General features: G+C 57.8%; 7 protein-coding genes and 1 pseudogene. 3 read left to right on the forward strand and 5 right to left on the reverse strand.

Translation table 11 applies throughout. From position 1 onward, the window contains the following. The 3 genes and pseudogenes from tuf to ACP151_RS20670 form a co-directional block, all read left to right on the forward strand. On the forward strand, positions 1 to 1176 hold a 1176-nt coding region (tuf, locus tag ACP151_RS20660), incomplete at its 5' end, for an elongation factor Tu (RefSeq protein WP_424980071.1). A 295-nt stretch (positions 1177 to 1471) separates the two neighbouring features. After that, the gene (locus ACP151_RS20665) at positions 1472 to 1642 is read left to right on the forward strand and encodes an integrase core domain-containing protein (RefSeq protein WP_424980722.1); all 171 of its coding nucleotides are present in this window, start codon (positions 1472 to 1474) and stop codon (positions 1640 to 1642) included. 155 nt (positions 1643 to 1797) lie between these two features. Next, positions 1798 to 1968: pseudogene (locus ACP151_RS20670) on the forward strand (integrase core domain-containing protein); the annotation flags it as partial. Between the two features lie 129 nt (positions 1969 to 2097). On the opposite strand, the gene ACP151_RS20675 reads toward ACP151_RS20670, so the two are convergent. The 5 genes from ACP151_RS20675 to ACP151_RS20695 all read right to left on the reverse strand — a co-directional run bounded on the left by ACP151_RS20675 (position 2098) and on the right by ACP151_RS20695 (position 11048). After that, the gene (locus ACP151_RS20675) at positions 2098 to 2724 is read right to left on the reverse strand and encodes an OmpA family protein (RefSeq protein WP_424980723.1); all 627 of its coding nucleotides are present in this window, start codon (positions 2722 to 2724) and stop codon (positions 2098 to 2100) included. A gap of 111 nt (positions 2725 to 2835) precedes the next feature. Continuing rightward, positions 2836 to 5943: a hypothetical protein gene (locus ACP151_RS20680; RefSeq protein ID WP_424980724.1), complete on the reverse strand. Its 3108-nt coding sequence runs from the start codon at positions 5941 to 5943 to the stop codon at positions 2836 to 2838. A gap of 26 nt (positions 5944 to 5969) precedes the next feature. After that, positions 5970 to 8414, reverse strand: a complete 2445-nt coding sequence (locus ACP151_RS20685) for a hypothetical protein (RefSeq protein WP_424980725.1) — start codon at positions 8412 to 8414, stop codon at positions 5970 to 5972. A gap of 30 nt (positions 8415 to 8444) precedes the next feature. After that, entirely contained in the window at positions 8445 to 9947 is a 1503-nt protein-coding gene (locus ACP151_RS20690; protein WP_424980726.1) for a hypothetical protein, read from the reverse strand. A 141-nt stretch (positions 9948 to 10088) separates the two neighbouring features. Beyond that, complete coding sequence (locus ACP151_RS20695) at positions 10089 to 11048, reverse strand: IS481 family transposase (protein WP_424978291.1); 960 nt, start codon at positions 11046 to 11048, stop codon at positions 10089 to 10091. Positions 11049 to 11106 lie beyond the last annotated feature (58 nt).

Consider the following 11106-nt stretch of genomic DNA (forward strand, 5'->3'; position numbering starts at 1 on the left):
ATGGCTAAGGAAAAGTTTGAACGTAATAAACCGCACGTCAACATCGGCACCATCGGCCACGTTGACCACGGCAAGACCACTCTGACCGCGGCGATCACCAAATACTTTGGTGACTTCAAAGCCTACGACCAGATCGACGGCGCCCCGGAAGAAAAAGCCCGCGGCATCACCATCTCGACCGCGCACGTGGAATATGAGACCGACAACCGCCATTACGCGCACGTCGACTGCCCCGGCCACGCTGACTATGTGAAGAACATGATCACCGGTGCGGCGCAGATGGACGGCGCGATCCTGGTTGTGAACGCAGCTGACGGCCCGATGCCGCAGACCCGCGAGCACATCCTGCTGGGCCGCCAGGTTGGCATCCCGAAGATGGTCGTGTTCATGAACAAAGTGGACCAGGTTGACGACGAAGAGCTCCTGGAGCTCGTCGAAATGGAAATCCGCGAACTGCTGTCTTCCTACGAGTACCCGGGCGACGATATTCCGATCGTTGCAGGCTCCGCTCTGGCGGCGATGGAAGGCAACAAGCCGGAAATCGGCGAAGAGAAGATCAAAGAGCTGATGGCGGCTGTTGATGACTACATCGACACCCCTGAGCGCGCTGTTGACCAGCCGTTCCTGATGCCGATCGAAGACGTGTTCTCGATTTCTGGCCGCGGCACCGTTGTGACCGGCCGTGTTGAGCGTGGCGTGATCAACGTTGGCGACTCGATCGAAATCGTTGGTATCCGTGACACTTCCACCACCACCTGTACCGGTGTGGAAATGTTCCGCAAGCTGCTGGACCGCGGTGAAGCAGGCGACAACATCGGCGCCCTGCTGCGTGGTGTGGACCGTGACGGCGTTGAGCGTGGCCAGGTTCTGTGTAAGCCGGGTTCCGTGAAGCCGCACACCAAGTTCGAAGCTGAGGCCTATATCCTCACCAAAGAAGAAGGTGGTCGCCACACCCCGTTCTTCGCGAACTACCGTCCGCAGTTCTACTTCCGCACCACCGACGTGACCGGCACCGTGACCCTGCCGGAAGGCACCGAGATGGTGATGCCGGGCGACAACCTGAAGTTCGACGTTGAGCTGATCGCGCCGATCGCGATGGAAAACGGCCTGCGCTTCGCGATCCGCGAAGGCGGCCGCACCGTCGGCGCCGGCGTTGTTTCCAAAATTACCGAGTAATTTTGGAAACCGTGGGCGGCAGGCGGTTTTCCAAAGGAAAATCGCCGGGAGCCCGCACCGGTGAGATGATAGAAAGGGCCTCCTTTGGGAGGCCCTTTTTCTATGCGCTAACGCCAGAACAGGGCAGGGCCTAAGACAGCGGGCAGGGTCATGTTCTACCTGAAGGCTCACCGGACAGTGACCAGCGCGGGTGTGAAAACAGGGGGCGAGGATGTCGGGTTTGCCACATTTTTCGGAGCCACGGTCCGTCAGTTGCGCAGAAGGCTGATGCGGGGTTCGGCAAAGAAGGGGATAGGTGTGCTTCCGCGATCTCTACTTGGGCCGCCCGACAGATCGGAACGCTCTGTTTCTGCTTATTCGTCAGATCATAGCCGATTACAATGAAGCCAGGCCGCATTCCTCGCTGGCGAACTTGATGCCGAGCGACTTTGCGGCCCAGCTGAACAAAACCCGAAAGGTCGCATGAAGCCCGGGCCAAAAATTGGGCGAGCTCCAGGCCAACCATGCACTAACTTTCAATTTAGACCGGCATTGTTGCAGAACTCGCTCTTGAGGCCTGCCTCCGCCTTTCCCCTCCGAACTTAGGCGACGTGGATGATCTCGACGGTGCCGAGTGCGTTGATCTGCGACCGCTTCCATCGGACCATTAAGGACGAGTTCTACGGCATCACCTTCCGCAAGAAGCTCTACCGGTCGGCGGAGGAATTGCAGGTGGACCTGGATGCCTGGCTGGCCAAATACAACGAGCAGCGCCCGCACTCGGGAAGATACTGCTACGGCAAAACACCTATGCAGCAGACATTCCGCGAACCAGTATATATTGCTAGGGAAAAGACGACCAGGGCTTCCGAGACATCGGACAGCCTGCAACACATTCTCAGCACAGAAAGCTGCGCTGTCCGTCAGATCAAGTCTGAAGTTTTACAATTCAGGACTTTCCGGTTGCCTTGCCATCATCATATGAAAATCTGAACGAGCCCGGATTTCCACCCGTCTGTTTTTCCCGGATGCAGGCTCTTCCGGCGTCAACGGATGCTGCTCGCCATGCCCGGCAACAGCAATATCCTCGTTTTCCAATCCACATTCCTGCTCCATGACCCGGCGAACGTTCAGGGCGCGTTTCAAGGAAAGCAGGTCATTGTAGTCCCGCTCGCCGATACTGTCTGCGTGACCAATAAGTTCAAAGCTGCCACCATCCATCATGGTCATCGCAGTGCAAACTGCCCGAATTGCGGAAATCTGAGAGGGGTCAACCGTTTCAGATCCCAAGTCGAAATAGATGTGGATCTTCTGTTCAGATGCAGAATTTTCCTCCGCGCGCTCTGGCTGCCCACTGTTTGCAAGCTCGGCATAGGAAACGACAATGAGGCCGCCGATCCTTTGCAGCTCCATCATCTTCATCAGTTCATTCATCGGCATACCGCCAAGCTGCTGGGACATGTAGGCTGCAATGTCTTCCGTCATCCCAGCGCTATTGGCCATGCCTGGCAGTGCTGCTGGCGTGACCACAACCAGCCCGCCTATACGCTGTTGTTCGAAGATGGCCATCGCCGCGTCCACCGACATTTCACCGGCTGAAGACTGCACCGCAGCGAATATCAGGATCACACTGCCAATCAGCCTCTGAACTGTACAGAACAGGTTCCTGCCCATGATCATTTACTGCGTCTCCAAGGCCTTTCGCTGCGGTGTGATCACCTCACCGATGACTTTCTGCAGTGCCCGATGTTTAAGCGATGTTTTTGCACCAAGCGTGTGGATGTATTCAGCCATTTCCTGATGCAGACCGCCGGTTGCCGCTTCCGGGTTGTAGGCCTTCAGCGCTTTGCCCAAGGCAACAACCGCTTCGACTGCGGCTTTTTCAACCGTTTCGTCCGGGGGCGTTCCGGTGCCGGCAGACGTCTTCACCGCTTCCTCAAAAGCAGGAACTGCTGTTTCAAAAGCCGCGAGCGTGCTCTTGATGCGGCCCGCGTCCGGTCCGGAAACCACCGGTTCTGCCACTGTGGCCGCCTTCATATGGAAACGGCAGAAGCTTTCGTAGGTCAGCTCGATATCGCCGGGGTGCCATTCATTGGCGACCCCAACTGCCCGGACCACCACCGGGTCCTCATCATAGAGCTGTTCAAGATATGTCACGACCTTGTCGACGTTGGTGTCCGGCTGCGCCAGTGTCCGTTCATTGATCCCGCAGCGGCGCATGGCCTCTTTGGCGATGGCGTTGCCCTCGACCTTGGCGCCATAGGCCATTGCGTATTTCGACAGTGTCGGGTTCTTGCGCAGGGCCATACGCGCCGCTTTCCGGTTCTGCGGCTGTTCCAGCGCAGCTTTGTAGGCCGACCAGGCCTGGGCGATGGCAACGTTCTTTTCAATTTCAACACCAAGATCAAGCACCGCTTCGCCCGCATCGGCGCCGGAGGAGATTGCCAGGCCGATAGGCGCCGCCGGAGACAGCTTGGTGGCTTCGCCCGCGACCTTGACCGCTTTGATGCCCACTTTGATGCTGGCGATGATCGTTTGCTTAGTCTCAAGGCCGTAACGGTTCATCATTGCATCCAGCTGCACCGTGGCTGCGGCGCCTGCATCTTCGACATTCTCCATCCAGATCAGCAGCTGTTCAGCATGTTTGACGGCCTCGGCTATGGCAAACGCCAGCTCGGCGCATGCCTGCACCAGCCCCATACCGGGCACGAGATCGGCAATCAGGCCCGGCCCCTTGGTGACAATCTTCTGCGCCAGCTGAAAGGTCATCTTGTCGCGCTGAACGATTGCAATCAGCGTCTCCATGGAATCCAGGCGCGTCTGCTCTGCGGCGGCGATTTCTTCAGCATCCGACGTGGGCGGCGGGAAACCGGTGACCAGCAACTTCTCGAAGGCGGCGTCTTTCTCATCCATGAAGTCGCGCAGCTTCTTTTCCTCCGAGCGCGCTGCAGCGGCTTCTTCAAGCGCCTTTTGCTCCTTCAGCTTGTTGATCGCATCCATGGTGATCGGGGTGGTGTCCACACCTTCGATCTCGCTGTATTCCTGGGTGCTTTCCTGCGCCAGCTTAACCGCTTCTTCCAGCTTGGACCGAGCGGTTTCAAGATCCTCGCCCAGCGTCTCGCTGTCTTCCGCCTTGGCAATGGCGCTGATCGCGTCCTTGACGCCAGTGGAGCCGATAATACCTGCGGCGGCCGCCTCCATTGCCTTCATTGCACCAACGGTGTCGGGCGGGGTTTTGTCCATGGCCTGTTTGACAGCGGTGGCCTGGGCTGCGGTTTCCAAGCCGGTTTTAATGTAGTCGCCGATTGCGGCCACGTCTTTGTTTCCGGTGCCTGACAGCCCCTTGGCAATACCGTCGCCAAAAGACTTGAAGGCCTCCTCCACATTGCCTTCAGCCAGATGTTTGGCGGCAGCAGCGCCCCGTGCGCCTGCGGTGATGGAAGATGTAATTGCGTTGGCGATTTTGGAGTCCACACCGCCTGCATCCAGGGACTGCCCCAGCATTTTGGTCAAAGTGTCAGTGACCGCAAAAGCATCCTTCTTGGCGATGGCATCCGGCAGCTCCTGCGCACCGGTGCGCAGAATACCGATGACGGACTTCACTTCGGGTGAGCCGACGGCATTGCCGATTTCGGCCAGGATGAAATCCATCGCCTTGCCAGGCTGCGGCGGATCTTCTGCCAGAGCCTTCACTGCACCAGATGCCTTGGCAAGACGGGTGATGTTCTCACCGATCAGCTTGCCCACTTCCGCCAGCTGCTTGTCGCCGGTGGCGCCGAAACTGGAGGTAATGGCCGCGCCGAACTCGCTGAACGCCCCTTCCAGGTCGCCTGCCGCAATCAGCTTGCCCGCATTGGCGGAACGGGCCGCACCGTTGATGATGCCGGTCACGCAGTCGGCAATGGTTGGATCTACACCGGCCCCCTTTAAGGTATTGCCCAGCGCATCATTGAAAATATCGACCGCCTTGATCGCGTCGCGCTCCTTCACAACGGTGGGCACGATCTTGCACGTGGCCGTAAAGACCACATTGCACATCTCGATGACTTCGGCGGCCTCCTTGGTGTCAGTCAGCACTTTGGCGTTTTCGGTCACGGCGGCCACCGACCCGGCAAAACCCGTCAGCTTGCCCGCAGCATTGATGGTTGCCTTGCCGATGGTCTCAACCGGCGCAAATTTCTCCAGGAACACATCTGCCTTGGACATGTTCTTGGAATGCTCCTGCAGCCGCGCCTCATACAGCGCCGAGCTTTCCTGAAACGTATGCACCACCTCGGAATGACGGTCGTTGATAAAGTTCTCAGGGATAATGCCCTGGCGCATCAGGGGCTGCCACAGATCCCGCGCCATGCGGTCATTGGCTTCCTTGATCGCCTGCTCTTCCTCATAGGTGGGGAAGTCTGGATCCTCAGGCTCAGGCACTTTGTAGTAGTCGAGCTGTTCCAGCTGCGCCTGCATGGCGAGGATCTTCTGGTACTGCTCTTTCAGGCGGCCCAGTTTCTCCCCGTCGACAGGCTTTGCACCGGGCATGTCTGCATAGGTGTCCACCTCGGCAAAGGGATCATGGCCCTCTGTATCCAGAAGCGGCATGGTCTTGCCGTTCTTCATTTCCACCTGGATTGCGGAAAAGGCCTCCTGAAGATCCTGCAGCGCTGTTTCCGTTAGCGTGTCCTGGATCAACTGTGCGCCTTCCTGGCGCTGCTTGAAATCCTCGTCAGCCTGCTTGGCAAGCGCTGCGACTCCGGTAACCTGACCGACCCAGGCAGTTTGTTCGGGCGTCATTGGCATTGGGTGTTCCTCCCTCGTCGGCCGGCTTAAACGCCGCGCAGAACTTCAAGTTCGATGTAATTCAGGATGGCGTTCAAAGGCACCGCGATACTGGAGACCTTGAAGGGGTTCATAGCTGCATGCCTGACCAGTTCATTCCCCTTCATGTAGCCCCGGTAGAGCCGCACAAGGCGCAAGGCGTCCTCACGCGCTTGCTTGCGCGCCTTCTCGTCCCCAGCGGTGTCCGGGTCGCCCAGCACACTGGCAGCAGCATCAAAAGCCGCAGCATCAAAGGCATCCGCGACTTTCTGCATTGCGGCCAGGCCCGATTTCGCCTGCGCGGTCTTGTCCTTGTCAAAGGCGGTGTCTTCCTCAACCGCATCAGAAGCCGTACGTGCAAGTGTGGAGAGGTCCTCGCCAAGCCGTGAAACAGCGCCGGCCCAGCTTTTGCCGATGTCTGCGAGCTTTTCAAAGTTGTCGGTAGCCTTGGGCGGTGCGCTCATGGCGCGGGTGATCCGGATCTGCACACGGGAGCGGAGCTCTTCTGCCGCGTCAAGATTGCCGGCCTTGGCCTGGCTCAGGGCAGACTCGTTGAGTTTCTCAATCGCCTCGTATTCTTCGCGGGTTTTATCCGTGATCTGATCGCTTCCCTTCAGCTTCTTCAGGTTGCCGGCTGTCTGCTTGGTGCGGGCCTCAAAGTCCTTGATCCGGCGTTCTTTTTCCTCGCGGGCGTCGACGGCGGCCTGCTGGTCGGTCAACAGTTCAGCAACCACCCCCATGTCGGCGGGATCGGGCGCAGTGCCCGCCTTCTCCGCCGCCCTGAGGCGCGCAGTGGCATTCAGCCAGCTATCCGCTTTGGTCTCGACATCGTTCAATTTGGTTTCGGCGTAGTTCTGCTGCGCTGGGTCCTCGCCCGTGATCATCTCATGCGCCTCGGACAGGGTTTCACGCAAAGCACCTTCGTATTTGTCGCCGGTGACGCCAAACGCCTTGCGCAGCATGGTTGCGACAGTGCCGTGATCTTCCTTGCCGTAGTCGAATATCGCCTTGGCCAGGGCATTCACTTTCTTTTCCACGGCCTTGTACTTGGTCAGCATCCCATCCCGCCAAGTGCGCATGCCATCCGTTGTGGTCTTGAAGGCGGCAACCTGCTTGGCCAGAGCATCAAAAGCCATTTGTGCCGCTTCGGGCGGCATGTCCTGCCAATCCTCGTGCAGCTCGTTAAATGCGGTTTTCAGCTCGTTGTACCTGGTCGGCTGAAGTTCGAAGGCCGGCAGCATATCAGTGCCGCCCGGCTTGCCGATGACCTCAGAAATCTGCGAGATCAGTTCTGCGGTTTTCTGGTTGATGGTCTCTGCGTGGCTCAATTCGACCAGCAGGGTGTCCGCCTTGTCCAGCATTCCGCCCAGCGGAGCAAGCGCACCGATGTTCTTACCTTCACTCAGCACCAGGTTCGCCATGGCGATCAGATCGGCCAGCTGTTCCTTTTGCTTTGCCGGCACTTTGCTGCTGAGACCGGACAGGCCAGTTGTCAGCGCGGCAATCTTGATCTGGTGTTTCTTGGCTGCCGTGTCGAAAGCAGCTTCGGCATCAGTTCGGGCTTTCTCGGCCTGGACCTTCCATTTGCCAAGGGTAACCAGCTCCAGGTCATAGCGGCGGGACTTTTCTGCCTTGGTGCCAATGTCACGCAGCGCTTTCTGGAATGCCCCGGCTTTCTCGACCTCCCAATCGATCAAGTCATCAGCAATAACTTGGCATTCCTGCATCAGCTGGCGGAATTCAGGAGCCTTGCGCATCGCCTCGGCAAGAACTTCGAGCGCAGCGGTATCCTTCAGCGCGGCTTCTGCCTTGGCCATGACTGCTTTGCGCTTGGTCATGTACTCGCTGACTGCGGTCTCCATGGCTTGCTTTGCGTCTTCAATCGGCAGCTTGGTGTTTTCAACGGCCTTGCGGATAACGTTGTAATACTGCGCGGTCAGATCCGCATGGGCCTGGGCAAAAGGCGTATCAGGCACTTGCAAACCGCTCTCGGTATCCAGCAACGCAAGGCCTTCAACCTTGGCCTCGAGCTCTTTTAATGCCGGCTCGTCTTCGCTGACTGCAGCCTGCAGCTTGCGGTAATACCCGTCCGCCAGCTTTGCCTTCTCGCCGCCCTCTTTCTCCTTGCGGGCGTTAGCAACGCCCTGACGCAACGCACGGCGGGCGATGTTCTGGAAATCCTTGGTGCCGCCGACAAAAGTGCCGTTGGCTTCGCTCATGCGTTTGGCGTTCAGGTACTCATCATTGAAAAACTTGTGCTCGGGTGAACCTTCAAGGCCACGCAGCGCAGACAGAACCGCCTGTTCCGCCTGCAGATAGCCGCGGTAACCTTCGATCAGGTCTTTGTTTTCCTGCAAGTTTCGCTTCTTGCCGATCTTGGACAGACCTTTGCCTGAAGTGAAATACGTCTTGATAAAGGTCTTCTGCGGTTTGGTGAGATCGTCCCAGGGCATAATGGAAACTCCTGTCGGTCAGAGACCAAATTATTTTAACGTGCTCTCAATTTCAGAAAGCGCCGCAGCTGCGGTGGAGGCGATCGCCACATTGGTGAAACCGTTGCCTCCGTCCACTGCCTGGAAAAACTCCGTCGAAAGCTCTGACTGGTATTCCTTCAGCAGGCTGCGGGCCTCCGTTTTCCGGTCTTCGCGGGCATTCCCAGGCTCGGCATTGACCACCTCGTCCAGTTTGTCCGACAACCGTTCATCAAGGCGGCTCAGATAGCTGTCCAGTTCGCCGACACTGTCAGCCACCGTCTGCAGCTCCGGGTCCCCATCGCAGACTGAACGGATTGCAGCCTGCAGTTTCTTCAGCTCGCTTTGCATCGTGGACCGGGTGCGCTGCCATTTCAGCCGTGAGACGGCAAATGGTTTCACGTCCGTCGGCACATCCGCGGCATATTCAGCCCCTTCCGACGCCAGCGCTGTGTCAAGCAGCCCCTTGGCCCGTTCCAGAGCCGCTACAGCCTTGTCGTAGATACCGTCCGCGGCGTTGTTGTTGCCCCATTTCCAGACTTTCAAAAAGTCTTTGCGGGACTGCTCATCCGGGAAACGGTTGTCGCGCAAAGCCGCCTGCACCTGCCGGTCCATTTCATTGAACAGCTGCATGTATTTGGTCTGGTTTGCATCGGCCTCTTCGCCGTCCGGCTCCTGCTTCGGCGCCGCCTTGTCCAATGCCTGTTGGAGCTTGGCCAGCCCAGCAGGCAGCTTGCCCAGTTCACCAGCTTTCAAAGCAGCCGCAAGAGTTTGAACAGCCTTGGCAAATTGGGTTTTCTGCGGATCGCCAAGCTGTTTGACCCGCCCGGCCAGCTCTTTCAGCTGGGCCTCCAGCGCCGCGCGGTCCGAATGGCTGTCTTCCTGCGTCGGACTGCTATCCCTGCTTTGTGCAGCCAAAATGGCCGACATCACCTTGCCAATGGCAGCGTCGACTTGCTGCAGCTTGCCCGCCTTAAACGCCCCAACGATGGTCTCAACAGGTTTCGCCAGCTTGCTCCTGTCCGGCTCCGAAAGCGATTTGAACGCCGTCACCATCTCCTTGACGCGCGCGCCAATCTTCGCAGAATCCGGCTTGTCTCCGCCGTCCTCCTCGCCGCCGTCCTCCTCGGCGTATTCGTCTTCAAAAGCGTCTTCGCCGGTGTTGTGCTCCGCCAGAGCCGCTTCAAGATCCTCTTCGCCCAGCACCACCGGTGCCATGCTGATTTTCTGCGTCTTGAGGTATTTCTTCAGCTTCTTGCTGAGGGCTGGAATGGACAGCTCGCAATCCAGCTTGATCACTTTCCCCTCGGTTTCAAAGGTGCCAAAGGCCGCCTTGCCCCCTTCACCTTCGGACTTGGCCTGCTTGCCAAGTATCTTGGGGGCCTTCTTCAGATGCAGCAGCAGGTAGCCGTCAGCATCATCCTTGCCCGGATTGAACGCAAAGTTCACAGGCTTCTTGCGGCTCTTTGAAATGATTTTCTTAATTTCAGGGCCACTGAGCGGTTCTTCGGCCATTTAAACCCCCAAGCAAATGTTCATCTTCGACGGCTTGCTAAACTTGCACGTCCAAACAACTTTCGACGTCAAAGTATAAACTACTCATACTTTTGGCAACTTGGCGAGGACCAATAACAGTCTTGTCATAGGCATTACAGCCTAAGTGTTCAGTCCCGGCATCTGGTGGATCGGATCGATGATGAAACGATCTGGCTCTGAAGTCCAGATTTTGCAGATGTATTCGTAGGGCGTGAGGCCGCTGAGAGTTTTGAGTCTGCGGGCAAAGTTGTAGGCAGCCATGAAGTCGCCGAGATGTGTTCGTAACTGATCGTGGCTTTCGTAGTGGTATCGCTTCACTGTCGCCTCTTTGATCGTGCGGTTCATCCGCTCGACTTGGCCATTGGTCCACGGATGGTTCGGTTTGGTCAGGCGATGCTCGATCCCGTTGGCCTCACAGATCATGTCGAAGCGCATCTGCCGGGAGTATACTCTGTTCCGGTTTCGTGGCTGTTCGGCGAACTGGATACCGTTATCGGTCAGGATCGTATGGATGCGATAAGGGACCGCCTTGAGCAAATGTTCGAGGAATTCCCAGGCGGTCTTGCGATCTGCCTTGTCGACGAGGTGGGTGACTGCAAACTTGCTGGTCCGGTCAATGCCAACGAAAAGATACAGCTTGCCCTCCGCAGTCTGCACCTCGGCAATATCGATATGAAAAAAGCCGATGGGGTAGCGCTTGAACCTCTGCCGCTTAGGCTTGTCGCCCCCGACATCCGGCAAGCGCGAGATGCCATGCCGCTGAAGGCACCGATGCAGCGCTGACCGCGTCAGATGCGGGATCGAGGGCTGGAGCGCATAGAGGCAATCATCCAACGGCAGTAGCGTATGCCGCCGAAATGCGACGATCATGGCCTCCTCGGCTTGACTGAGAATGGTTGAGCGAGGCTCTTTCGGCCCTGTTTTGCGATCCTCAACGGTCTCGCGCTTTCGCCACTTGGCAACAGTCTTCGGGTTGATCCCGAGTTCCTTGCTCAGCGCCGCGATCGAAGCTTGCGATCGCTGTATTGCTGCTCTGACAGCGTGCGTGGTCGTGGCGCTCCCGTGACGAACTTGTCCCATAGTGCTTCCTTCCATTCCAAAGAACAGATCGCACCATCAAACCATGGGATCAAACACC

The organism is Leisingera sp. S232 (genome assembly GCF_049800895.1).
Taxonomy (GTDB): Bacteria; Pseudomonadota; Alphaproteobacteria; order Rhodobacterales; family Rhodobacteraceae; genus Leisingera.

Excerpts from the sequence above, each read along its gene's own strand:
- ACP151_RS20695 (WP_424978291.1), bottom strand. The coding sequence starts at position 11,048 with ATGGGACAAGTTCGTCACGGGAGCGCCACGACCACGCACGCTGTCAGA.
- ACP151_RS20690 (WP_424980726.1), bottom strand. The coding sequence starts at position 9,947 with ATGGCCGAAGAACCGCTCAGTGGCCCTGAAATTAAGAAAATCATTTCA.
- ACP151_RS20685 (WP_424980725.1), bottom strand. The coding sequence starts at position 8,414 with ATGCCCTGGGACGATCTCACCAAACCGCAGAAGACCTTTATCAAGACG.
- ACP151_RS20675 (WP_424980723.1), bottom strand. The coding sequence starts at position 2,724 with ATGGCCATCTTCGAACAACAGCGTATAGGCGGGCTGGTTGTGGTCACG.
- ACP151_RS20680 (WP_424980724.1), bottom strand. The coding sequence starts at position 5,943 with ATGCCAATGACGCCCGAACAAACTGCCTGGGTCGGTCAGGTTACCGGA.